The sequence below is a fragment of the Mesorhizobium sp. M0676 genome (genome assembly GCF_040320535.1).
Lineage (GTDB): Bacteria > Pseudomonadota > Alphaproteobacteria > Rhizobiales > Rhizobiaceae > Mesorhizobium.
The window spans coordinates 46,558-68,177 of sequence record NZ_JAMYPU010000017.1 but is presented as its reverse complement, the minus strand read 5'-3'; the positions used below and the strand labels follow the sequence as shown (position 1 = coordinate 68,177).

Sequence of the window (21,620 nt, the reverse complement as noted above, 5' to 3'; positions counted from 1 at the left end):
CTACCGTCGCTTCAATACGGCAACCGCATTGTAGGGCTGGCCGTCGGCCTGGCCAACCCAGGTCCAGGACAGGTTCCCTTTGAAAAATCGGACGGTGATGCCGCCACCGTCGATGCACTTGTCCTGGCCGTAGCTGATGTTTTCCCGGTATTCCGCCGAACTGTCGTCGCGAGAAATCTGGGTCAACGATCCGCCGCAGCCGAGCGACGGATAGTCGATCGACGCGGCGCCATCGCCGATTGTCATTGCGATCGCCCAATCGGCGCCGGCAGCACCGGCCGGACTTTGATGACCGCTGCCGGTCCAGACGCCGTTGAGCCCCGCCGCGTTGACCACGCAAGGCACGTTCTGAAAGATCGGCGTCAGCTCGCTGCCCGTCTTCTCGCAACGATAGGTCTGGCCGTTCTGGCACAGCGCCTCGCCCTCGCGAGCGCATTGCGCGAAGGCATGGCCAGTGACGAAGACGAGGAAAATTGCAAAGCTGATGGTCCGAAAAGATCTGCCCATTTTGCCCCTCCCGGCCGGATATTTTCAAGCCGGACCATAGGGCATATCGAATGTGCTACCTAGGACAAACAGCGATGGTTGGGTGGCCCTATGCCGCCTGCAGGGGACCACTAGCTTGAATCTGCCGCATCAAGCCGAAGGGACCAATCGCCATGAACCGAAGCGCAGCAGCCGGTAGCATTGTGCCATTGCCGGCTTTGTCGGATCGCCATATCGATCCGCATTCCTATCCCGACGGCATCGCCTTTCTCGATGGTCAGTATCTGCCGATGTCGCAAGCCAAGATCTCGGTGCTGGATTGGGGCTTTCTGCATTCCGACGCCACCTACGACACCGTGCATGTCTGGGACGGGAGCTTCTTCCGACTCGACCTGCATCTCGACCGCTTCTTCGCCGGCTTGCTAAAACTGCGCATGACGATCCCGTCCGACCGCGATGGTGTGGCCGAGATTCTGCACAATTGCGTGGCGCTGTCGGGCCATCGCGCCGCCTATGTCGAAATGCTGTGCACACGCGGCGCCTCGCCGACCTTCAGCCGCGATCCGCGCCAGGCGGTCAACCGCTTCATGGCTTTCGCAGTTCCCTTTGGCTCGGTCGCCAGTGCCGAGCAGTTGCGGCGCGGACTGAATGTTGCGATCAGCGACAAGGTGCGCATTCCGCCGGCTTCGATCGATCCGGCGATCAAGAACTACCACTGGCTCGACCTCGTGCGCGGCCTCTACGACGCTTATGACCGTGGGGCCGAAACCGCATTGATTCTCGACTTCAACGGCAATGTCGCCGAAGGCCCCGGCTTCAACGTGTTCTGCGTCAAGGACGGCAGGCTGTCGACGCCAGCCGCCGGCGTGCTGCCCGGCATCACCAGGCGCACCGTCTTCGACCTCTGCGCCGAGGCAGCGCTTCCCACCACGGCCGTCGACGTCAGCGTTGCCGCGCTGAAGGCTGCCGACGAAGTCTTCATCACTTCCACCGCCGGCGGCATCATGCCTGTGACAGTGATCGACGGCGCTGCTGTCGCTGACGGCAAGATAGGCGCGATCACAAAGCGCTTGATGGCGCTCTACTGGCAAAAGCATGACGACCCGGCCTGGTCGAGCCCGGTGCGCTATCCCTGACCGGCGAAGGTCCTGCTCCACACGATGTCGTGACCAAAAAGATTCCCCCTCGCCTCTGGAAAATCGCTCGACGCACCGTATATCGCGGAAGCGGAGAAGCCTCCGCTTCCCAGTTCACGGCGCGCATGGGCAAGGATTCCACGTCATGACAAGCAAGGTTTGGTTCATCACCGGATCGTCGAAAGGCTTTGGCCGAGTCTGGGCCGAGGCCGCACTCGCTCGCGGCGACCGTGTCGCCGCAACCGCGCGCGATGCCGGCACGCTCGCCGATCTCGTCGCGAAATACGGCGATAATGTCGCCGCGATCAAGCTCGACGTCACCGACAAGAAGGCTGTCGATGCGGCCATCGCCGAGGCGCACAAGCGCTTTGGCCGGCTCGACGTCGTCATCAACAATGCCGGCTATGGCCATTTCGGCGCCATCGAGGAAGTCAGCGAACAGGAAGCCCGCGACCAGATCGAAACCAATGTGTTCGGCGCGCTCTGGGTCACCCAGGCGGCTTTGCCGATCATGCGGGCGCAGGGCTCCGGCCATATCATCCAGATCTCGTCGATCGGCGGCGTCAACGCCTTTGCCTCGCTCGGCCTTTACCATGCCTCGAAATGGGCGCTCGAAGCCTTCAGCCAGTCGCTCAGCATCGAGGTCGCCGAATTCGGCATCCATGTGACGCTTGTCGAACCGGGCGGCTTCTCCACCGATTGGTCCGGCGCCTCGGCCAAGGTCTCCAAAGCAATCGAGGCTTACGCGCCGGCCCGCGCCAAGATGGCGGAACGCCGCGCCAACTCGGTCGCCGGCGACCCCGAGGCCACCGGACCGGCGATGCTTGAAATCGTCGACGCGGCCGAGCCGCCGCTGCGCGTCTTCTTCGGCGATGGCGGCCTGCCGATGATCAAGCAGGAATACGCCAACCGCATCGCGCTTTGGGAAAAGTGGGACCACGTTTCCGTCGAGGCGCAGGGCGCTAAGAAGAACCGCAAGGCGGCCTGAGCGCGTCTTGAAATTCGGCTGCGTCGCCCCGGCGGCGCAGCCCGTGCCCTAGCCCGGTACTAGGATCGATAAATCCACTGCTCGGGCACGCGCACCGAGATCTCTTCCCCTGTTGTCATACGACCCGGTTTCTCGACCCAGGCAACGAGGCCGCGCAGCTGTTTCGCCGCCTTCGGGAAGGCCAGCGCGCCGGCCTCCCGATCGGCCATCCCGGCGTTTTCGGCGATCGAACGTCCAGCAAGCCGGCAAGGCCCGTTCTGCGCATCGACCTTGATCGTCACGCCACCTCTAAAGAACAGCAGCGTGCCTGACGGCAGCATCGAGAGATGCGGCACGCCTTCGATCAGCAGATTGGCGCCGATCCATTCCGGCTTGATCTCGGCCAGCCCCATCCGCTCGGCAATGACGGCGAGTTCATCCGCTGCTACGATTGATATCTGCCGCTCGTTGCGGATTTCGGTGCCGCGCGGATACCAGGGTTCGCGACCGCCCGAACGACGGGTGGCGCCGGCGTGGAAGTCGCCGTCGATGCCTTCGAAACCGAGCTGCAATGCTTCCACCGGGCGCGTCTGGAAGTGATTCGACGGTGCGACGTACAAAGCGGCCACTTTGGCGGACAGCTTCCTGGCGGGGATGATGTCGACCGGCTTCTCAGACTCCGGGAAGAGGTCCAGCATGGCTTCGTTCCTTCTGCAGGATGACGTCGCAAATAGCCGTAGCCGTGGGCTCGGGTCCAGTCGAAAGCGATGATGATTCGATCAAACCGGCTGATGGCGTCAATCGGCATCGTCATGAAGGCAAGGCTGGAGGAGCGCTTTCTGCGCGGCGAACTCGGCGACGCCTATGACGATTATGCCCGCAGCGTACCGATGCTGGTGCCGTTCATGCCGGCCTGATTACAGCATCCGCAAAAGCGCGCCGCCGATCGAATAGCCGGCGCCGAAGGCGCACAGCACGCCGAAATCGCCGGGCTTCATGTCGGCGTGGTTTTCCGACAGCGCGATGATGGCGCCAGCGCCGGCGGTGTTGCCGAGCCGCTCCAGCACCATCGGCGCGCGGTCGTGGTCGACCTCGTGGCCGAAGGCCAGTTTCAGGATCATGGCGTTCATGCGCGCATTGGCCTGATGCAGCCAGAAGCGCCTGATGGCTTGCGGCGTCAGCCCGTGCTCGGCGAGGAATTCGACAATGAATTTGTGGCCGGCGACGGTGACTTCCTTGAACACCTTGTTGCCGACCTGTTTGATCAGATTGCCCTCAAGGTTAATCATGTAAGGATCGTCCTGGGCGGTGCGGGTGTGATAGCCCAGATTGGTGCGGATATTGTTCGACATCTGCGTCCAGGTGCGCGTGTCCAGCACCTCGAAACGCCCCGGCCGCCTCTCGCCCTCGCCCAGCCCCTCGACCACCATCGCCACCGATGCATCGCCGAAGATGAAATGCGTCTGCCGGTCGCGGAAATTGAGATGGCCGGTGATGATCTCCGGCGTGACCACCAGCACGCGCTTGTGCGCGCCCGCCCGGACCAGATTGGCCGCAATGTGCAAGGCGGCCGCGGCCGATGAACAACCAAGCCCCATGTCGAAGCCGGCGCCCTTGGTGCCCAGCGCCTCCTGCATTTCGATGGCGATCGCCGGATAGGGCCGTTGCTGGTGCGAGGCCGAGCAGATCACCAGGTCGATGTCGGACGGCTTCAGGCCGGCATGGTCGAGCGCCTTCCGGGCCGCGGCCACTCCAAACTCGGCCTGCAGCGACAGCGCATCATCGGGCCGCGCCGGAATGCGCGGCGCCATGCGGGTCGGATCGAGAATGCCTTCGCGCTCGATCACATGGCGGGTCTGGACGCCCGAGGCATGGACGATGAAGGCGCTGTCGGATTTCTGCAGCAGCGTCTCATCCGTGCCTTGCCGGCGCGCATTCTCGGTGTCGACCCAGGCGTTGAAGCTGGCGACCAGTTCTTCATTGGTGATCTTGGCTTCAGGGATTTCAACGCCAATGCCGCTGATGATGACGCGATGCATATCCAGTCCGTCCATGCGCAGGCGTTGTCGTTCTCATGTGAACGACCAGGGGGCGCGACACAACACTTTTCTCACCCCACCGGTTTACGCCGGCTTAAACCACAGGCTGTGGCCGGATGTCATCGGGAGTGCTAGCCGGCCCGCTTGGCGACGATGAAAATGCGCGGGAAGCGCAGCAGCACCTTGCCGTTTGCGGTCTTCGGATAGGCCTTGGCGATTTTGGCCGTGTAGCTGTCGAGGAAGATTTTGCGCTCGCCGGCGTCCAGCGGATCGAGGAAAGGCTTCAGCCCCGTCGACTTCACCCATTCGACGATCGCCTCGGCGTCGGTCAGCGGATGATTGTAGGCCGTATGCCAGATATCCACCCGGTCGGAGAGCGGCGACAAGAGATCATAATAGAACGACACCGCCGGCAGCGGTCCGCGCGCAGCACCTGCCATCTTGGCGGCGAACGGCATTTCGGCGGCCGTCTCGCGCATCACCTGATGCGACGGCTCAAGCAGATTGTCGGGCATCTGGACGGCGAGCGCGCCACCGGGGGCGAGAAAGCCCATCAGCCGCTGGAACACTACCGGGTGGGTGGGCAGCCACTGGAATACCGCGTTGGCGAAGATGACGTTGACCGGCTCGGCCGGTCGCCATGTCGAGACATCGGCGAGGTCGAAATTGACGCTGGGCAGGCGCGCCTTCGCCTTCTCGATCATGTCGGGAGAGGTGTCGAAGCCGCTGATATCAGCATCCGGCCAGCGCTCGACCAGCAGCTCGGTCGAATTACCCGGGCCGCAGCCGATGTCGACCACCCGGCGCGGGAAATCCACCGGCACCTGCGCAACAAGATCGCGCGCGGGCCGCGTCCGCTCATCCTCGAATTTCAGATATTGGGCGGCGGACCAGTCAGGTTTTGCGGCTGTGCTGTTCATCGATAAACCTCACGACGGTTGCCAACCTCCACGACCAGCACGACAAGCCGGCTGTCCTGAACTGAGTAATGATCCTGTGGTCACCGACACGAAACCGCCAAGCTTCTTCCTTTGTGCCCGTCAGGCGCTTGGCAAGGGCTCTCGGATTGGGATGCGCTGAAACTCTCTGATTCAGGAACTCCAGGATGCGCCGTTGATCTTTCGTCGAAAGCCGTTCGATGTCTTTCTCGGCGCGCGGCGTGAACTCGACACGCCGGTCATTCAGCGGCAGGCTTCTTGCGACGCTCCTCGGCTTCACGACGTTCGAGCTTCCGGATCACTTCATCCAGCGGAATGCGCACACCGTCATCATCTCTCAGGCGTTCGTCCGCAATTGCGGCGTCGTGCCAATCTTCGATGGCCTCGAGGATCGCTTCGGCTGCAACCTGGTCGGCGGTGCGACCGCTGGCCTTGGCCATTTCGGCCAGCAGTTTCTCGGCTTTTTGCGGCAGTTTGACTGTGATCATGGACGACTCCATCCGATCAATTTAGGTCAAACGCACACCGCCTGCAACGGATCGCCGCAGCCCTACCGCGTCAGCCTCTTGTACGTCATCCTGTGCGGGTTGACGGCCTCGGGGCCGAGCCGGCGGATCTTGTCCTGCTCATAATCCTCGAAATTGCCCTCGAACCATTCGACATGACTGTCACCTTCAAAGGCCAGGATGTGGGTGGCCAGACGGTCGAGGAACATACGATCGTGCGAGATGATGACGGCGCAGCCGCCAAAGTTTTCCAGCGCGTCTTCGAGCGCCGCCAGCGTTTCCGTGTCAAGGTCGTTGGTCGGTTCGTCGAGCAGCAGCACATTGCCGCCGGTCTTCAGCATCTTTGCCAAATGCACGCGATTGCGCTGGCCGCCGGAGAGGTTGCCGACCTTCTGCTGCTGGTCCCCACCACGGAAGTTGAACGACGCGCAATAGGCGCGCGTGTTGGCCTCGAACTTGCCGAGCTTGACCACTTCTGCGCCGCCGGAAATCTCCTCCCACACCGTCTTTGACGGATCGAGCGCATCGCGGCTCTGATCGACATAGCCGAGCTTGACCGTCTCGCCGACGCGGACAGAGCCGGCATCCGGGGTTTCCTGGCCGGTGATCATGCGGAACAGCGTCGTCTTGCCGGCGCCGTTCGGCCCGATAACGCCAACGATGCCGCCCGGCGGCAGTTTGAATTCCAGACCCTCGATCAACAGCGTGTCGCCAAAGCCCTTCGACAAGCCTTCCGCCTCGATCACCACATTGCCGAGCCGCTCGCCATGCGGAATGACGATCTGCGTATCGCTCGGACGCCGCTTGTCGGCTGCATCCAGCAGGTCCTGGAACGCCTGGATACGCGCCTTGGACTTGGTCTGGCGGGCTTTCGGGCTGGACTGGATCCACTCGCGTTCGCGACCGATGGCGCGCTGGCGGGCGTCGTCCTCGCGACCTTCCTGCTTGAGGCGCTTGGCCTTGGCTTCGAGGTACTTGGTGTAGTTGCCCTCATAGGGGATGCCGCGGCCGCGATCGAGCTCGAGAATCCATCCGGTGACATTGTCGAGGAAATAGCGATCGTGGGTGATGATCATCACCGCGCCGGGATAGGCGCGCAGGTGTTTTTCCAGCCACGCCGTGGTCTCGGCGTCGAGATGGTTGGTCGGTTCATCGAGCAGCAAGAGGTCGGGCTGACGCAGCAGCAGCTGGCAGAGCGCGACGCGGCGGCGCTCACCGCCCGAAAGCTTGGTGACCTCGGAATCCTTGGGCGGGCAGCCCAGCGCTTCCATCGCCATCTCGACCTGCTGTTCGAGATCCCACAGGTTTAACCGGTCCATCTCGTCCTGGAGCTTGGCCGACTCGTCAGCCGTCTCGTCGGAGTAGTTCATCATCAATTCGTTGTAGCGCTCGATGATGGCGGTCTTGGCGGCGACGCCTTCCATGATGTTCTCGAACACCGTCTTGTTGGCATCGAGCGCCGGCTCCTGCGCGAGATAGCCTACGGTGGCGCCTTCGGCGAGCCAGGCTTCGCCGTTCCACTCCTTGTCGAGCCCGGCCATGATCTTGAGGATCGTCGACTTGCCCGAGCCGTTGGGGCCGAGGATGCCGATCTTGGCGTCGGGATAGAAGGAGAGATGGACATTCTCAAGCACCTTCTTGGTGCCATAGGCCTTGTTGAGGCCGGCCATGTGATAGATGAACTGGCGTGCCACGCGCGCTTTCCTTGATGATTGACCGAAATGTCGGATTGAATGGAGGTTGGCCGCTATGTAGGCGATGCCGGGCCGAACGGCAATCGCTTTTGCCATTTCAAGCCGGGTGTACACCGCACGTTAAGTTTTCCGCCGGTTGTAGGGAGCGTTGAAATCCCCGGTTAACCCTTCAGCGTCAAAACAGGATCGATCGCTGACCTGTCGCGATCGAAAGTAAAGATCGGACCGAAGGTAGTGCTGAACAGTTTCCTGCTCCTTGCCGAAGCGGTCGTCTACTTCAGCGTCATGGTCACGCTGTTCCGCTTCAGGGATCGCATCGGCCTCGGCGTCTTCGTCTGCGCGCTGGGCGCCATGCATTTCCTCGAAACCTATCTCGCCAGCGTCTTCTATGTCGCCCTGCCCTTCGGCATGGTCTCGCCAGGCTCGGCGGTGCTGTTTTCCGGCAAGCTGGTGATGCTGCTTCTCCTCTACATGAAGGAAGATGCGGCCACGGTGCGCCAGCCGATCTATGGCCTTTTGCTCGGCAACGCTTTGATGATCGGGCTGGTCCTGATCCTGCGCCTGCACGATATTTCAGCCTTTTCCGACGGCAAGCTTCCCGATATCGGCTTCATCGACCAGATGGGCTGGCTGATGGTGTGGGGCACGACGCTGCTCTTCATCGACGCCATCCTGATCATCCTGCTTTACGAAAAGCTCGGGCGTTATCTACGCAGGGCGCCGTTCTCCCGCATCCTGATTTGCGTCGCCTGCGTGCTCACCTTCGACCAGGCCGGATTTTTCAGCGCCCTGCATTTCGTCGCCGGCGCGCCGATTGCGGTCTTCTTCGGCGGCTGGTTCGCCAAGATGGGTGCCGCTTTTGCCTACAGCGCCATGCTTGTCGCCTACCTCAGATGGTTCGAAACGCGTCAGGTCGTGGCACCACGTGGGTTGTCCGACGTCTTCGACACCTTGACCTATCGCGAGCGCTACGAAGCCCTGGTCGAACATGTCGGCCGCGACGGCCTCACCGGCCTGTTGCACAGGGGACGCTTTGACAGCGACGGCGAACGTCTGGTCGCTGTCAGCCTGCGCACTGCCCAACCGCTCAGCCTGCTGATCGTCGACGTCGACCATTTCAAGTCGATCAACGATCGCTTCGGCCATGCCGAGGGCGACAGGGTGCTGAGATCGATCGCCCAGGTGCTGACCCAGGCGGCCGGCGCACAAGATCAGGTTTTCAGGATCGGCGGCGAGGAGTTCGCCATCCTTTGCTCGCAGCCGCATGCGGTCGCCAGGTTGCTCGGAGAAAACCTCCGCCAGGCCGTCAAAGCGTGCGTAAACCGGTTCGACATCAGCGTCAGCGCCGGCATCGCCACTGTCGATGAGACCGTAGGCTCGCTTGCCGATCTCTTCGCCCTTGCCGACGAGCGTCTCTACAGGGCCAAGTCCACCGGGCGTGACCGCGTCGTCGGCGAAGCGCATGACGATGCCGAAGACCTAACTGCGTGGACATTGCCCACGCGTGGCGTCAGCGGATAAGGCTGTCAGCTCCGCTTGCGCTGCTGCAACGCGCCGACCGCAACTGAAACGGCTATCAGCGCGATGGCCAGCCATTTCAGCACGGTGATGATCGGACTGGCATCGATGTCATAAGCGATGAACAACAGAATGCCGGGCACCAGCAGGCCGCACATGACCAGCATGATGCGGTTGATCTGCCAAGACACTTTTGCTGCCAGCGCTTCGTCACCGGCTTCGCCGACAAGACCGGCGCGCATCTCCCGGGAGATGGCCAACGCGCTCGACAGGCGCATGGAGATCGGCAAGCCAAGCCCGATTATGAGGAAGGCACACGCCGCCAGCAGAGCCGAGAATTTGAGCGCGCTGGTGTCGGCCGGCACCGGAAACAAAAGTGTCGCCAGCGGCAGGAAGACACAGACGATGCCGAGCGCGGCAATGGCGATGAAGATCGCGGCATTGACCCAAGTGAACAGCTGGTAGCGGCTTGCCCCGATCGGCGCGGCAAGCACGCGCATGCGCGCCCACTCGGCATCGGTATAGGAAAAGCCCGGCCATTCCATGCGGCCGTCTTTTATGGCGGTCATCCCCCTGGCCCAGAAAGCCAGCCGCGCCAGCGCGCCTGATGTCATGCCACTCATCGCCACCCCCGCCGAATGAAACACATCCAGACCATATCACCGCGTCACTGCCAAGCGGCAGACGGATATCCTACTGGAACCCGGCCGCATCGACCGAGCCCTTCGGACAGCCCGCCTTGGTCGTCGGCGCCGAGGCGAGCATGAGAGTGCTCAGCGAACTGTCGGGGCCGATCGGGCCGGTCAGGCCGAGCGTCAGCTCGCCGATCAGCCGCCTGCCGCTCGACGGATCGACCAGGCAGGAGACACGCACCCGCGCGCCCGCCCCGGCTCCGAAGGCGCTGTCGAAGGTGCTGCGGATCTGGTCCGAAGTCAGTTGCTTGCCGACGTTCCTGGTGAAGAGCTCGCGCACAGGCGAGGCATTCACCGCCCGCATCAGATTCAGCGCCTCGGCAAAATACTCCTGCTGGCTCTTGCCGTAGCAGGTGCCGTGCTTGATCCATTCATGCCGTTCGAGCTTGGAGGCGGTGCCAGGCATCACCTGGTCGAGTTCGGCGCGCGTATTGGCATCGAGGTTGACCGGCGGCAGGTCGGCCCAATGGGCCGGATTGTCATTGGCCTTGTCGCTCGCCGGCACCTGGCAATAGAAATTGCCGTTCGGTTGCGGCCACAGACCATGCAAGGTGAAATGCGACGCGTCGAAGCCGCCCGCCGTCTGCGCCTGGCATTCGGGCTTGCTCGACTTGGTTTCGCAGAAGGCCGGCTGCCAGCTCAGCGCGAAAACATATTCGGGTTTTCCCGAAGCCGCAGGCTTGCCCTGATCGGCGGGCGCGGCCGGCAGGGCGGCTGCGCTGCCGCCGGTGACATGACCGCAGCTGATCTTGACCCAGCGACGCTCAGGATCGGCGCCCGGCACGCGGATGAGGTAATGCGTCGGCGCATCCTTGTTGCCGGCCAGGAGGTCGTAGCTCTGTCCAGCCGTTGTCGCGATATTGCCGGGGTTCTTGCCGCTTTTGATTGCCTGCGTCGCCGGGCAAGCCGCATCGGCCACGAAGGAGCCGCTCATCTTCACATCGGCGCGCGCTAGGCCGACACCGGCCAGCGCCACCAACACCGCACCCCATATCGCCGATATCCGCATTCCAGCACTCCTAGCGTTTCATAGCGCAAGCTAGAAACGTGCGACATGTCAGAATTACGATTTCTTTCGTCCGCCGCAAAAAACAATCGCTCGGTCGATCAGACCCCGCCCTCCTCGACCCGCTTCGTCAACATACGCAGCAGATCAAGCGCTGTCTCGAGCGCGCGAGCCTCGATGCCCTCGCTGATGCGGTTGGCCCAGACATGCTGGCGCGTGCCGATATCCCGGATCGCGGCCCGGCCGGCATCGGTCATCGCCAGGAGCTTCGCGCGGCGGTGCGCCGGGTTGTCCGCATAGGCGGCAAGCCCTTCGGCGGCCAGAATGTCGGCAAGGCGCTGCACGCTCTGGCGGGCAAGCCCCATGTCGCGGGCAATGTCGGCCACCGATTTCGGCTCCTTCAGCACCGCGCCCAGAACCTGCCAGCGCGCCGCCGTCAACCCGGCAGGCTCGGCCAGCCGGTCGGCCGCGTCGAGAAACCCGCCATTCAGCCGGAACACGGCAAGCACCAGTTCGGTGAGCACATCTCCGGCTTCGGTCCTGCTTGTCATTTCTGGCCGGCCTCGATGGTGGAAACGAAAGTGTTGACGGCTTCAGCCACCGCCTCCGGGTTGTCAAGCATCACCCAATGGCCGGAACCGGCGACGGTTCTGTGGCCAATTCCGCTGCGCAGCCGAAACAGGGCCGCCGCATTGTCATTGGCCTCCGTGGCCAGCACGAAGATCGGCCCGCGATAGGCGTCGAGCGTCGGTTCGGGATTCCATTCCGCCAGCGCCTTGCCGACGCCTGCCCGAGCCGCCGGATCGACCACCGCCGCATCGGCGAGGACCTGTTTGCGGACATCTTCATTGGGGCCGGCGATCGAGGTGTAATAAGCGCTCAGGACACCGCCGCCGTTTGGCCCCGCCAGATCGCGCACGAACCCGTCGCGAATCTCTTTGGGCAGGGCGCGCGGATCGGTCGCCGGATCGACCAGCAGGATGCCGGCAACACGGTCGGCATGGCCGGCGGCATAGGCGAGCGCGGCCCCACTGCCGCCGCTATGTGCAACGAGGACAAACCGCTTCAGGCCGAACGCATCGGCCACCGCACCGATATCGTCGGCACGGCCGTCATAGCCGTAGTCGGCATCAGCTGCAGGCGCCGATGCGCCATGGCCGCGAAAATCGAAGGCGACCGCCTCACGGCCACCTGCGGTGAGCTGCATCACCCGGTTCCACTGTGTGGCGCGGCTGCAGTCGCCATGCGCGAACAGGATCGGCAGGCCGTCGCCGGATTTGATGTCGTAGCCGGCAAGCTGGCCCTGCGGGCCGGCAATGGTTGAGGTCTTCATGGTCATCTCCCTGGTCTGGCTGGAAGCAATGCCGGGCAGGAGCATTGCGGATGAAAGGCTCGCCAGCAGAAACGCGCGGCGCGAAACGGTTTTCATGGTCATGCTCCGATCCAATTGACAGTATGCTGTCATATAACCAAATTGACAGCAAGCTGTCAATAGTGACCCCGGCTGATTTCGACCTCCCCTTGACGTCGGTCCCGCCGTCGCCCAACAGTCGCCGAGGAGCGAGACATGGCATTTGACAAGCAGACGACGCTGGCCTCTCCGACCGGGGCCACGCTCAACCTCTATGTGAAGCACGCGGGGGGCTCTCCACGCGCGGTAGTCCAGGTCAATCACGGCCTGGCCGAACATGCGGCGCGCTATGCCCGCTTCGCCGATTACCTCAGCACCCGCGGCTTTCATGTCTACGTCCACGACCATCGCGGCCATGGCGCGACCAAGGCGCCCGATGCCCCGCTCGGCAGGTTCGCCGGCACAGGCGGCCCGGCCAAGGTGATCGCCGATGTCGATGCCGTCCACGATTTGATCGCAAGGGAGCAGCCCGGCCTGCCGGTCATCCTGTTCGGCCATTCGATGGGTGCGTCGGTGGCGCTCAACTACCTGCTGGCGCACTCGCCGCGCGTTCACGCCGCGGCGATCTGGAACGGCAATTTCTCACAAGGCTTGCTCGGCCGGCTTGCGCTCGCCATCCTCGCTTATGAGCGCTTCAGGCTCGGCTCCGATGTCCCCTCACGCATCTTGCCCAGGCTGACCTTCCAGGCCTGGGGCAAGGCGGTGCCCAGCCACAAGACGCTCTTCGACTGGCTGTCGCGCGACGAGGCAGAAGTGGCGAAATACATTGCCGACCCGCTGTGCGGCTGGGATGCCTCGATCTCGATGTGGCGCGATGTCGTGGAGATGGCGCAGAAAGGCGGCAAGGATGCGGGCTTTGCCGGCATCAGGCGCGACCTGCCCGTCAGCATCGTCGGCGGCGAGAAGGATCCGGCCTCCGACTATGGCAAGGGCATCGACCATCTCGCCAAGCGCATGCGTGCGATGGGCTTTTCGAATCTGGTTTCAAAGGTTTACGCCGACACCCGCCACGAAAGCTTGAACGAGGTGAACCGCGATGTCGTCATGGACGATTTCGCTGCCTGGGCCGATAGCGTGCTCAAACGCTGACATCGCTGGCCCACCGCAAGGCCCGTGACAGCGGCATCCCGGGTTGATAGAGGCTGCGGTTCCGACCCGTTTTTGGTGATTTATGGCTGAACCTCCGCTGAAAGGCGTCCGCGTCGTCGAACTCGCCCGCATCCTGGCCGGCCCGTGGGCAGGACAATTGCTGGCCGATCTCGGCGCCGATGTCATCAAGGTCGAGAGCCCCGATGGCGGCGACGATACCCGCAAATGGGGTCCTCCCTTCGTCATGAGCCATGATGGCGAGAACCTGTCGGCCGCCTATTACCACTCCTGCAATCGCGGCAAGCGCTCCATCGCCGTCGATTTCTCGACGCCCGAAGGGGCCGAGACGGTGCGCCGGCTGGTTGCCACGGCCGACATTCTGATCGAGAACTTCAAGCTCGGCGGCCTCAAGAAATACGGGCTCGATTACGAGAGCCTGAAGGCGATCAATCCAAAGCTCGTCTACTGCTCGATCACCGGCTTCGGCCAGGATGGGCCTTACGCACCCCGCGCCGGCTATGATTTCATCATCCAGGCCATGGCCGGCATGATGTCGATCACCGGCGAGGTCGGGCGCGAGCCGCAAAAAGCCGGCGTCGCCATATCGGACATCTTCACCGGCCTCTATTCGGTGATCGCCATCCAGGCAGCGCTTCGCCATGCCGAAAAGACCGGCCAGGGACAGCATATCGACATGGCGCTGTTCGACACGCAGATTTCCGCACTCGGCAACCAGAACCTCAACTATCTCGTCTCCGGCAAGGCGCCGGTGCAGATGGGCAATGCGCATATGAACATTGCGCCCTATGAGGTTGTCCCGGTCAGGGACGGCCATATCATCCTGGCGGTCGGCAATGACGGCCAGTTCGCCAAATTCTGCGCCGCCGTCGGACTCGACCATCTCTCAGCGAATCCCGATTTCGCCACCAATCCGGCCCGCGTCGCCAACCGGGTGAAATTGCGCGAGCACATGATCGAGACGCTGAAGAACTGGGACCGAGACCCGTTGCTGGCCAAGCTCGAAGCGGCAAGCGTGCCGGCGAGCCCGATCAACAATATCGGCCAGATGTTTGCCGACCCGCAGACGATCGCACGCGGCATGCGCCTCGACCTCGACGATGGCCATGGCAATCGTCTGCCCTCGGTGCGCGCGCCGATGGTGATGTCCGGCACACCGCTGGTCTATGAACGCCCTTCGCCACGCCTTGGCGAACATACCGAAGAAATTCTTGCCGAACTGGAGAAGTCTGGACGATGAAGACCGGTGGACAACTGATTGTCGACGCACTCGAGGCGAACGGCACCGACCGCATCTTCTGCGTGCCCGGCGAATCCTATCTCGCGGTGCTCGACGCATTGCATGACTCGCCCATCCGCACCATTGTCTGCCGACAGGAAGGCGGCGCCGCCATGATGGCCGACTGCCAGGGGCGGCTGACCGGCCAGCCCGGCATCTGCTTCGTCACCCGCGGCCCCGGCGCCACCAATGCGTCGGCCGGCATTCACATTGCCATGCAGGATTCGATACCCGTCATCCTGTTCATCGGCCAGGTCGCCAGCCACGCCAAGGAGCGCGAGGCTTTCCAGGAGGTCGACTACAAGCGCTTCTTCGGCGACATCGCCAAATGGGTGGTGGAGATCGACGATGCCGCGCGCATCCCCGAACTCGTCACCCGCGCCTTTGCTGTCGCGACATCGGGCCGCCCCGGCCCCGTCGTCGTCTCGCTGCCGGAGGACATGCTGACCAGTCTTGTCGACGCGCCCGCGGCCTTGCCGCACACGCCGGTCGAAACCCGGCCCGGCGAAGCCGAACTCGATGCTTTGGAAAAGCTTCTGGCCAAAGCCAAGCGTCCCTTCGTCATCCTCGGCGGCACACGCTGGGACGAGGAAGCGGTGGCACGTATGCGCACCATTGCCGAGGCCTGGTCGCTGCCGGTCGGCTGCTCCTTCCGCCGCCAGATGCTGTTCGACCATCTGCACCCGAACTATGCCGGCGATGTCGGCATCGGCATCAACCCGAAGCTGGCCACCGCCATCAAGCAGGCCGACCTGGTGCTGCTGATCGGCGGCCGCATGGGCGAGATGCCGTCCTCCGACTATACGTTGCTGAAGAGCCCTTACCCCGACCAGACGCTGGTCCATGTCCATGCCGATGCCGGCGAACTCGGCCGCGTCTACCGGCCGACCCTGGCGATCAACGCTTCGCCTTCGGCCTTCGTCGAGGCTTTTGCCAAGCGCAAGCCAACCTCCACGCCAGCCTGGGCGGATGAGACAGCGAAAGCACACGCTGCCTACCTCGACTGGTCGACGCCGCCTGAGACCGGCCCCGGCCCGGTCCAGATGGGGCCGATCATGAACTATCTGGAAAAGATTTTGCCCGATGACGCCATTTTCACCAACGGCGCCGGCAATTACGCCACCTGGGTGCACCGCTTCCACCGCTTCCGCCGCTTCGCCACCCAAGGCGCGCCGACCTCCGGTTCGATGGGTTACGGCACCCCGGCTGCGGTCGCCGCCAAGGCGCTCCATCCCGACCGCACCGTGATCGCCTTTGCCGGCGACGGCTGCTTCCTGATGAACGGACAGGAATTCGCTACCGCCGTGCAATACGACCTGCCGATCATCGTTATCGTCGTGAACAACGGCATCTACGGCACCATCCGCATGCACCAGGAGCGCGACTATCCCGGCCGTGTCGTCGCCACCGATCTGAAGAACCCTGACTTTGCCGCTCTTGCCCGCGCCTATGGCGGCCACGGCGAGACGGTCGAGAACACGGCAGATTTTGCCCCTGCCTTCGAGCGTGCCCGCGCCAGCGGCAAGCCGGCGATCGTCGAAATCAGGCTCGACCCCGAGGCGATCACGCCGACGCGGACGATGACGCAGATCCGCGACAAGAGCTGAGAAGTTAGCAGCGAAAGCCGAGTTCCGTCACACCCCCCTCTGTCCTGCCGGACATCTCCCCCTCAAGGGGGGAGATTGGATGTCATGTCGCCCTTCGCCAATCTGCAGCGTTGCAGACAGGGCGCTATGGTCAGAGCTGCTGATCTCCCCCCTTGAGGGGGAGATGTCCGGCAGAACAGAGGGGGGTGCTGTCCCGCCGACGCTGCCAAGACGATCGCCCCTTTCCTGATATCTACAAGCGAGCTATCAGACCGCTGCCAGCGCCTGCGTCAGGTCGGCGATAAGATCGTCCGGATGCTCGACGCCGATCGACAGCCTGACCGTGGTCTCCAGCACGCCAATGCGCTGGCGCACGTCGAAGGGAATGCCGGAGTGCGTCATCGCCGCCGGGTGGCTGGCGAGTGACTCCGTGCCGCCGAGGCTCACCGCCAGCTTGAATATTTGCAGCCCGTTGAGAAATGCGAAGGCCGCCTTCTCTCCGCCTTTGATATCGAAAGAAAATGTCGACCCGGCGCCGCTGCATTGCGCCTTGTAGGCCCGTCCCGCTGCCGTATCCTCGCCCAGGAACGGCAGGTAATGCACCTTCTCGACCTTGGCGTGATCGCGCAGGAATTCGGCCACGAGCCGCGCATTGTCGTTGGCGCGCTCCATGCGGATGGACAGCGTCTCCAGCGAGCGGCCGAGCATCCAGCAGGAATGCGGGTCGAGTTGCGTGCCGATGGCGCCGCGCAGCGCCTTGATCGGCTTGGTCACCGCCTTGCTGCCCATCGCCGCACCGGCGATCAGGTCGGAATGGCCGCCGACATATTTGGTCAGCGAATAGACGGAGACATCCGCGCCATGTTCGATCGGTCGCTGGAACACCGGGCCGAGCAGCGTGTTGTCGCAGACGATGATCGGCGTTGATCCTTGGCTTGCGCCGATCTCGTCGGCAAACTTCCGGATCAGTGCGATGTCGACCAGGCTGTTGGTCGGATTCGACGGCGTTTCGATGAGAATGACCGAGACACGCCCCTTCGCCACCGCTGCATCAGCAGCGGCCCGCACCGCCTTCTCGTCGACGCCGTCGGCGAAGCCGACAGCGCCGATGCCGAAGCCGGACAGCGTGCGCGTCAAAAGCGTCTCGGTGCCGCCGTAAAGCGGCTGCGAATGCAGGATGACATCGCCCGGCCGGGCATAGGCGAGCAGCGTCGTGGCGATCGCCGACATGCCCGACGAGAACAGGATGCAGGCGTCCGTTCCCTCATAGACCGCCAGCCGGTCCTCGACGATCTCCGAGTTGGGATGATTGAAGCGCGAATAGACCAGGCCGGACGCCGTGCCGCTCGGCGGCTCCTTGCGGCCGGATGTGTAGTCGAAGAAGTCGCGTCCCTCCTCCGCCGATTTGAACACGAAGGTCGAGGTCAGGAACACCGGCGGCTTGACGGCGCCTTCCGACAGTTGCGGATCGAAGCCATAGCTCAACATCAACGTTTCCGGATGGAGCTTGTGGTTGCCGATGTGGGTTTTCGACGGGCGCGGCGCGGTCATGGCTTTTCCTGCGTTCTGGAGGAGTCTCGTCCAGCAATTTATGCGATCCCGGTCCACCAGTCCTTGCTATTTTCGGCCTCGCATGGCTGCATTCCGGCAACAAATTGCCGAGCGAGAGCAAAAGTGCAACAGAAGATAGCCGACGATTTCGACCGCAAGATCCTGCGCGAGCTGCAGGCCGACGCCCGCATCACCAACAATGAGCTGGCGGAGCGCATCGGCCTGTCGCCGTCGCCATGTTTGAGGAGGGTACGCCGGCTGGAGGAGGCCGGCATCATCAGGGGCTATACCACGTTGGTCGACCCGGCCGCCTTCGGGTGGAACATGGTCGCCATCGCCACCGTCCGGCTCAGCCGCCAGAACGAGGACGAGATCGTCATGTTCGAGGACGCCATCCGCGGGTGGGAAGAGGTGCTGGAATGCCACCTCGTCACCGGGGCGCGCGACTATGTGCTGAAGGTGGTGACCGGCAGCCTCGAACAGTACGAGCGCTTCATCAAGGAAAAGATCGCGCGGCTGAAATGCGTCGCTTCGATCGAGACCAGCTTCGTCATGAACACCATAAAGGAACGGCGCCTCTGACATTTGGTCAAAGGCGCCGCTCTCGAGGTCGAAATTGCCTGGCCAGGCTTATTTGATCGCCTTGTCGGTGATGGCCGTGGTGTAGGCGCCGGTCGGCGCCTTGGTGATGATCTTCTGGTCGAGCAGCGCCTTGGCGGTGCGCTCGTAGGTCGCCGGGTCGAGCTTGCCGTCGGCATTGTCGATCAGCTTGGCGACTTCGCTCATCATCCGCTTCTGGTGGTTTTCGTCCTGGCCACCGCCGTCCATGACAATGCCCGCGGCCTCGTCATTGTTGTCGATGGCATATTTCCAGCCCTTCATCGAGGCGCGCACGAAACGCACCATCTTGTCTTCGAAAGCCGGATCCTTGAGCTTGTCTTCCGAGGCATAGAGCCCGTCCTCAAGCAGGTCGTTGCCCATCGCCGAGTAGTTGAACACGGTGAGCTGGTCCGGCTTGTAGCCGGCATCGATCAGCTGCCAGTACTCGTTGTAGGTCATGACCGAAATGCAATCCGCCTGCTTCTGGATCAGCGGCTGCACGTCGAAGCTCTGCTTCAAAACCGTGACGCCGTCCGGGCCGCCTTCGGTCTTCAGGCCGAGCTTGTTCATCCAGGCGTAGAATGGATATTCGTTACCGAAGAACCAGACGCCCAGCGTGTGACCCTTGAAATCGGCTTCGGTCTTGATCGGGCCGTCCTTCGGGCAGACCAGCTCCATACCGGCCTTCTTGAACGGCTGGGCGATGTTGACCAGCGGCACGCCCTTTTCGCGCGCGGCGAGCGCCCCGCCCATCCAGTCGACGATGACGTCGGCGCCACCGCCGGCGATCACCTGCTCGGGTGCGATATCGGGACCGCCCGGCTTGATGTCGACGTCGAGGCCTTCGGCTTCATAAAAACCCTTGGCCTTGGCGACATAGTAGCCGGCAAACTGCGCCTGCGTGACCCATTTCAGCTGCAAGGTCACCTTGTCGGCGGCCATTGCCTGGAACGCGGCCAGCGACATCGCGCCGGCCAGCATCGGAATGATCAGTCTTTTCATGTTTTTACCCTCTGAAGTTAACACCCGAACCCACCGCCCTATCCACCACGGACAGAGGGATGCCAAAACGTGACGGCTCTCTCGACGAGAGCGACCACGCCATAAAAGACCGAACCCGCCAGTGCTGCAACTGCGATTTCGGCCCAGACCATATCGATGTTCATCCGCCCGACCTCGGTCGAGATGCGAAAGCCCATGCCGACCACAGGCGTGCCGAAGAACTCGGCGACGATGGCGCCGATCAGCGCCAGCGTCGAGTTGATCTTCAGCGCGTTGAAGATGAAGGGCGCTGCCGCCGGCAGCCGGAGCTTCAAGAGTGTTGGCCAGTAGCCCGACGCATAGGTGCGCATCAGGTCGCGCTCCATATGGCCGGAGGCGGCAAGACCGGCAACCGTGTTCACCAGCATTGGGAAGAAGGTCATGATGATGACGACCGCGGCCTTGGACGGCCAGTCGAAGCCGAACCACATCACCATGATTGGCGCCACACCGATGATCGGCAGCGCCGAGACCATATTGCCGATCGGCAGCAGACCGCGGCGCAGGAACGGCACGCGGTCGGCCGCAATCGCCACCAGGAAGCCGGCGCCGCTGCCGATGACATAACCGAAGATCACCGCCTTGAAGATGGTCTGCCTGATATCGGCGCCGAGCACCGGCAGGGAACTGGCGATGCGCACACCGATGGCGCTCGGCGGCGGCAAAAGGATGAAGGGAATGCCGGCGCCACGCGTCACCGCTTCCCATATGATCAGGATCCAGGCGCCGAAGATCGCCGGGATGATGAGGCGCAGCGCCATCCGCGCCCCTTTTGCCATCGGGCGAAGCCCCGACAGCACCGCCACACAGCGCCAGGCCAGCAGCCAGGCAGCGGCGAGCAGCAGGAAATACGGCGCCAATGCCGTGCCTTCGAAACCTGTAATGCCCGAGATCAGCATCCAGGCGACGAGATGAGCGCCGATGAACAGCACCGCAGCCTCGGCCAGCGGCGAAATCCTGATCATCGAGATCAGCCCCGCCAGCACGGCCAGGCCGATCATCGGGGTCTTTATACCGAAATAGGGGTAGTCGAAACTTGCCGTCGGGTCTGCAAGGGTGGCCGCTTCCGGCTTCGACATCGCGCCGAGCGCGACGGCGACGAGGCACAGCGCAATGGCCAGCACGGCTTGCCAGGAGGGCTTCAGCCAGTTCATGCCGGCCTCCCGCCCATCGCGCGGTCAACGAGGCGCCCGGCTATGCCGACCACCATGACCAGAAGGGCCGCCACCACCGAGCCCGCCACAAGGGCGGACCAGATGTCGATGGACTGGCTGTAATAGGCGCCTGCCAAAAGCTTGGCGCCGATGCCGGCGACAGCACCGGTCGGCAGTTCGCCGACAATGGCGCCGACCAGGCTCGCCGCCACCGCCACCTTCATCGAGGTGAACAGGAACGGCACCGAGGCCGGCACCCGCAGCTTCCAGAAGGTCTGCGAGACACTGGCATTGTAGGTGTGCATCAGGTCGAGATGCATGAGTTCGGGCGAGCGCAGGCCCTTCACCATGCCCACCGTCACCGGGAAGAACGACAGGTAGGTCGAGATCATCGCCTTTGGGATCAGACCGCTGATGCCGATCGCCCCCAGCACGACGATGATCATCGGCGCCACCGCCAGAATGGGAATCGTCTGGGAGGCGATGATCCACGGCATCAGGCTGCGGTCGAGCGTCGCCACATGCACGATGCCAACCGCGATGACGATGCCGAGCGCCGTGCCGAAGGCAAAGCCGAGCAACGTCGACGACAGGGTCACCCAGGCATTGTAGACGAGGCTTCGGCTCGATGTGATGGGCCGCAGGAAGGTGTTCTCGAAGAAGTTCACCGCCACCTGATGCGGCGCCGGCAGCGTCGGCTTGGGCTGCGACAGCGTCTTGCCGATGAATTCGACGGTGCCGTGGGTTTCCCCGGCGCGCCGGTCGAGGTCGCGCTGGAAGGGCGCGTTTAGGATGACGGCGAAGACATACCAGAGCACCACCACGCCCAGGAGGATGGAGGTCACGGGGATGAGTTTTTCGCGGAAGGTGTCCATCAGGCGCGCTCCCCTTCTCCTCTCCCCGCCGGGA

At 63.2% G+C, this 21,620-nt stretch carries 23 protein-coding genes; 8 read left to right on the top strand and 15 right to left on the bottom strand.

What is annotated here, in order from left to right; translation table 11 throughout:
* The gene (locus NKI35_RS19585; protein WP_023682159.1) at positions 1 to 507 is read right to left on the bottom strand and encodes a hypothetical protein; all 507 of its coding nucleotides are present in this window, start codon (positions 505 to 507) and stop codon (positions 1 to 3) included.
* A gap of 152 nt (positions 508 to 659) precedes the next feature.
* Here NKI35_RS19585 and NKI35_RS19580 point away from each other — a divergent pair, with 152 nt between their 5' ends.
* Both NKI35_RS19580 and NKI35_RS19575 read left to right on the top strand, forming a co-directional pair.
* Positions 660 to 1,622, top strand: coding sequence for an aminotransferase class IV (locus NKI35_RS19580; protein WP_352515164.1), 963 nt, complete (start codon positions 660 to 662; stop codon positions 1,620 to 1,622).
* Positions 1,623 to 1,767: 145 nt separating this feature from the next.
* A complete protein-coding gene (locus NKI35_RS19575) occupies positions 1,768 to 2,610 on the top strand; it encodes an SDR family oxidoreductase (RefSeq protein WP_023690853.1) in 843 nt (280 codons plus the stop codon).
* A gap of 59 nt (positions 2,611 to 2,669) precedes the next feature.
* Here the strand turns inward: NKI35_RS19575 and NKI35_RS19570 are convergent, their stop codons facing one another.
* Positions 2,670 to 3,287: an MOSC domain-containing protein gene (locus tag NKI35_RS19570; RefSeq protein WP_023746929.1), complete on the bottom strand. Its 618-nt coding sequence runs from the start codon at positions 3,285 to 3,287 to the stop codon at positions 2,670 to 2,672.
* A 69-nt stretch (positions 3,288 to 3,356) separates the two neighbouring features.
* Here NKI35_RS19570 and NKI35_RS19565 point away from each other — a divergent pair, with 69 nt between their 5' ends.
* Positions 3,357 to 3,506 (top strand): hypothetical protein, encoded by a 150-nt coding sequence (locus tag NKI35_RS19565; protein WP_245260604.1) that lies wholly within the window; start codon positions 3,357 to 3,359, stop codon positions 3,504 to 3,506.
* Here NKI35_RS19565 and NKI35_RS19560 read toward each other — a convergent pair whose 3' ends face one another.
* The 5 genes from NKI35_RS19560 to ettA all read right to left on the bottom strand — a co-directional run bounded on the left by NKI35_RS19560 (position 3,507) and on the right by ettA (position 7,766).
* On the bottom strand, positions 3,507 to 4,628 hold the full coding sequence (locus NKI35_RS19560) for a beta-ketoacyl-ACP synthase III (protein WP_023668239.1): 1,122 nt from the start codon (positions 4,626 to 4,628) through the stop codon (positions 3,507 to 3,509).
* Between the two features lie 131 nt (positions 4,629 to 4,759).
* Positions 4,760 to 5,548: a trans-aconitate 2-methyltransferase gene (gene tam, locus NKI35_RS19555; protein ID WP_023690849.1), complete on the bottom strand. Its 789-nt coding sequence runs from the start codon at positions 5,546 to 5,548 to the stop codon at positions 4,760 to 4,762.
* On the bottom strand, positions 5,523 to 5,846 hold the full coding sequence (locus NKI35_RS19550; RefSeq protein WP_352741274.1) for a type II toxin-antitoxin system RelE family toxin: 324 nt from the start codon (positions 5,844 to 5,846) through the stop codon (positions 5,523 to 5,525). Before NKI35_RS19550 ends, tam begins: the two co-directional genes overlap by 26 nt.
* Positions 5,806 to 6,054 (bottom strand): DUF6290 family protein, encoded by a 249-nt coding sequence (locus NKI35_RS19545; RefSeq protein ID WP_023668236.1) that lies wholly within the window; start codon positions 6,052 to 6,054, stop codon positions 5,806 to 5,808. The genes NKI35_RS19550 and NKI35_RS19545 overlap by 41 nt, the downstream gene beginning before the upstream one ends.
* A gap of 62 nt (positions 6,055 to 6,116) precedes the next feature.
* On the bottom strand, positions 6,117 to 7,766 hold the full coding sequence (ettA, locus tag NKI35_RS19540) for an energy-dependent translational throttle protein EttA (RefSeq protein ID WP_023668235.1): 1,650 nt from the start codon (positions 7,764 to 7,766) through the stop codon (positions 6,117 to 6,119).
* 234 nt (positions 7,767 to 8,000) lie between these two features.
* Between ettA and NKI35_RS19535 the strand changes: the two genes are divergently transcribed.
* A complete protein-coding gene (locus tag NKI35_RS19535; RefSeq protein ID WP_023753074.1) occupies positions 8,001 to 9,287 on the top strand; it encodes a GGDEF domain-containing protein in 1,287 nt (428 codons plus the stop codon).
* Between the two features lie 5 nt (positions 9,288 to 9,292).
* Here NKI35_RS19535 and NKI35_RS19530 read toward each other — a convergent pair whose 3' ends face one another.
* The 4 genes from NKI35_RS19530 to NKI35_RS19515 form a co-directional block, all read right to left on the bottom strand.
* Positions 9,293 to 9,907 carry a hypothetical protein gene (locus NKI35_RS19530; RefSeq protein ID WP_031194875.1) on the bottom strand — a complete coding sequence of 205 codons (615 nt, stop codon included), beginning with the start codon at positions 9,905 to 9,907 and terminating at the stop codon, positions 9,293 to 9,295.
* A gap of 70 nt (positions 9,908 to 9,977) precedes the next feature.
* The gene (locus NKI35_RS19525) at positions 9,978 to 10,985 is read right to left on the bottom strand and encodes a ribonuclease T2 family protein (RefSeq protein WP_023753075.1); all 1,008 of its coding nucleotides are present in this window, start codon (positions 10,983 to 10,985) and stop codon (positions 9,978 to 9,980) included.
* Positions 10,986 to 11,083: 98 nt separating this feature from the next.
* Positions 11,084 to 11,533 carry a MarR family winged helix-turn-helix transcriptional regulator gene (locus tag NKI35_RS19520; RefSeq protein ID WP_023690845.1) on the bottom strand — a complete coding sequence of 150 codons (450 nt, stop codon included), beginning with the start codon at positions 11,531 to 11,533 and terminating at the stop codon, positions 11,084 to 11,086.
* Positions 11,530 to 12,417 carry an alpha/beta fold hydrolase gene (locus NKI35_RS19515; protein ID WP_352741273.1) on the bottom strand — a complete coding sequence of 296 codons (888 nt, stop codon included), beginning with the start codon at positions 12,415 to 12,417 and terminating at the stop codon, positions 11,530 to 11,532. Before NKI35_RS19515 ends, NKI35_RS19520 begins: the two co-directional genes overlap by 4 nt.
* Positions 12,418 to 12,549: 132 nt before the next feature.
* Here NKI35_RS19515 and NKI35_RS19510 point away from each other — a divergent pair, with 132 nt between their 5' ends.
* From NKI35_RS19510 to NKI35_RS19500, 3 genes are all read left to right on the top strand, one after another.
* Positions 12,550 to 13,482 (top strand): alpha/beta fold hydrolase, encoded by a 933-nt coding sequence (locus NKI35_RS19510; protein ID WP_023733090.1) that lies wholly within the window; start codon positions 12,550 to 12,552, stop codon positions 13,480 to 13,482.
* A gap of 82 nt (positions 13,483 to 13,564) precedes the next feature.
* Positions 13,565 to 14,740: a CaiB/BaiF CoA transferase family protein gene (locus tag NKI35_RS19505; RefSeq protein WP_023668227.1), complete on the top strand. Its 1,176-nt coding sequence runs from the start codon at positions 13,565 to 13,567 to the stop codon at positions 14,738 to 14,740.
* A complete protein-coding gene (locus tag NKI35_RS19500; RefSeq protein ID WP_023668226.1) occupies positions 14,737 to 16,386 on the top strand; it encodes a thiamine pyrophosphate-binding protein in 1,650 nt (549 codons plus the stop codon). Before NKI35_RS19505 ends, NKI35_RS19500 begins: the two co-directional genes overlap by 4 nt.
* Before the next feature lie 246 nt (positions 16,387 to 16,632).
* Here NKI35_RS19500 and NKI35_RS19495 read toward each other — a convergent pair whose 3' ends face one another.
* Positions 16,633 to 17,916, bottom strand: coding sequence for a cystathionine gamma-synthase family protein (locus NKI35_RS19495; protein ID WP_023688001.1), 1,284 nt, complete (start codon positions 17,914 to 17,916; stop codon positions 16,633 to 16,635).
* A 123-nt stretch (positions 17,917 to 18,039) separates the two neighbouring features.
* Here NKI35_RS19495 and NKI35_RS19490 point away from each other — a divergent pair, with 123 nt between their 5' ends.
* Positions 18,040 to 18,498 carry an Lrp/AsnC family transcriptional regulator gene (locus NKI35_RS19490; protein ID WP_023668224.1) on the top strand — a complete coding sequence of 153 codons (459 nt, stop codon included), beginning with the start codon at positions 18,040 to 18,042 and terminating at the stop codon, positions 18,496 to 18,498.
* A gap of 48 nt (positions 18,499 to 18,546) precedes the next feature.
* Here NKI35_RS19490 and NKI35_RS19485 read toward each other — a convergent pair whose 3' ends face one another.
* The 3 genes from NKI35_RS19485 to NKI35_RS19475 are packed head-to-tail and all read right to left on the bottom strand — an operon-like array spanning position 18,547 to position 21,586.
* On the bottom strand, positions 18,547 to 19,518 hold the full coding sequence (locus NKI35_RS19485) for an ABC transporter substrate-binding protein (protein WP_023682178.1): 972 nt from the start codon (positions 19,516 to 19,518) through the stop codon (positions 18,547 to 18,549).
* Positions 19,519 to 19,556: 38 nt separating this feature from the next.
* The gene (locus NKI35_RS19480; RefSeq protein WP_352741272.1) at positions 19,557 to 20,711 is read right to left on the bottom strand and encodes an ABC transporter permease; all 1,155 of its coding nucleotides are present in this window, start codon (positions 20,709 to 20,711) and stop codon (positions 19,557 to 19,559) included.
* A complete protein-coding gene (locus NKI35_RS19475; RefSeq protein WP_023697049.1) occupies positions 20,708 to 21,586 on the bottom strand; it encodes an ABC transporter permease in 879 nt (292 codons plus the stop codon). The genes NKI35_RS19480 and NKI35_RS19475 overlap by 4 nt, the downstream gene beginning before the upstream one ends.
* Between the last annotated feature and the right edge of the window lie 34 nt (positions 21,587 to 21,620).

Coding starts and splice junctions, on each gene's coding strand:
- NKI35_RS19570 (WP_023746929.1), bottom strand. CDS start 3,287: ATGCTGGACCTCTTCCCGGAGTCTGAGAAGCCGGTCGACATCATCCCC.
- NKI35_RS19510 (WP_023733090.1), top strand. CDS start 12,550: ATGGCATTTGACAAGCAGACGACGCTGGCCTCTCCGACCGGGGCCACG.
- NKI35_RS19565 (WP_245260604.1), top strand. CDS start 3,357: ATGATGATTCGATCAAACCGGCTGATGGCGTCAATCGGCATCGTCATG.
- NKI35_RS19580 (WP_352515164.1), top strand. CDS start 660: ATGAACCGAAGCGCAGCAGCCGGTAGCATTGTGCCATTGCCGGCTTTG.
- NKI35_RS19575 (WP_023690853.1), top strand. CDS start 1,768: ATGACAAGCAAGGTTTGGTTCATCACCGGATCGTCGAAAGGCTTTGGC.
- NKI35_RS19560 (WP_023668239.1), bottom strand. CDS start 4,628: ATGCATCGCGTCATCATCAGCGGCATTGGCGTTGAAATCCCTGAAGCC.
- NKI35_RS19525 (WP_023753075.1), bottom strand. CDS start 10,985: ATGCGGATATCGGCGATATGGGGTGCGGTGTTGGTGGCGCTGGCCGGT.
- NKI35_RS19515 (WP_352741273.1), bottom strand. CDS start 12,417: ATGACCATGAAAACCGTTTCGCGCCGCGCGTTTCTGCTGGCGAGCCTT.
- NKI35_RS19545 (WP_023668236.1), bottom strand. CDS start 6,054: ATGATCACAGTCAAACTGCCGCAAAAAGCCGAGAAACTGCTGGCCGAA.
- tam (WP_023690849.1), bottom strand. CDS start 5,548: ATGAACAGCACAGCCGCAAAACCTGACTGGTCCGCCGCCCAATATCTG.
- NKI35_RS19480 (WP_352741272.1), bottom strand. CDS start 20,711: ATGAACTGGCTGAAGCCCTCCTGGCAAGCCGTGCTGGCCATTGCGCTG.
- NKI35_RS19495 (WP_023688001.1), bottom strand. CDS start 17,916: ATGACCGCGCCGCGCCCGTCGAAAACCCACATCGGCAACCACAAGCTC.
- NKI35_RS19475 (WP_023697049.1), bottom strand. CDS start 21,586: ATGGACACCTTCCGCGAAAAACTCATCCCCGTGACCTCCATCCTCCTG.
- NKI35_RS19485 (WP_023682178.1), bottom strand. CDS start 19,518: ATGAAAAGACTGATCATTCCGATGCTGGCCGGCGCGATGTCGCTGGCC.
- NKI35_RS19520 (WP_023690845.1), bottom strand. CDS start 11,533: ATGACAAGCAGGACCGAAGCCGGAGATGTGCTCACCGAACTGGTGCTT.
- NKI35_RS19585 (WP_023682159.1), bottom strand. CDS start 507: ATGGGCAGATCTTTTCGGACCATCAGCTTTGCAATTTTCCTCGTCTTC.
- NKI35_RS19500 (WP_023668226.1), top strand. CDS start 14,737: ATGAAGACCGGTGGACAACTGATTGTCGACGCACTCGAGGCGAACGGC.
- NKI35_RS19530 (WP_031194875.1), bottom strand. CDS start 9,907: ATGAGTGGCATGACATCAGGCGCGCTGGCGCGGCTGGCTTTCTGGGCC.
- NKI35_RS19505 (WP_023668227.1), top strand. CDS start 13,565: ATGGCTGAACCTCCGCTGAAAGGCGTCCGCGTCGTCGAACTCGCCCGC.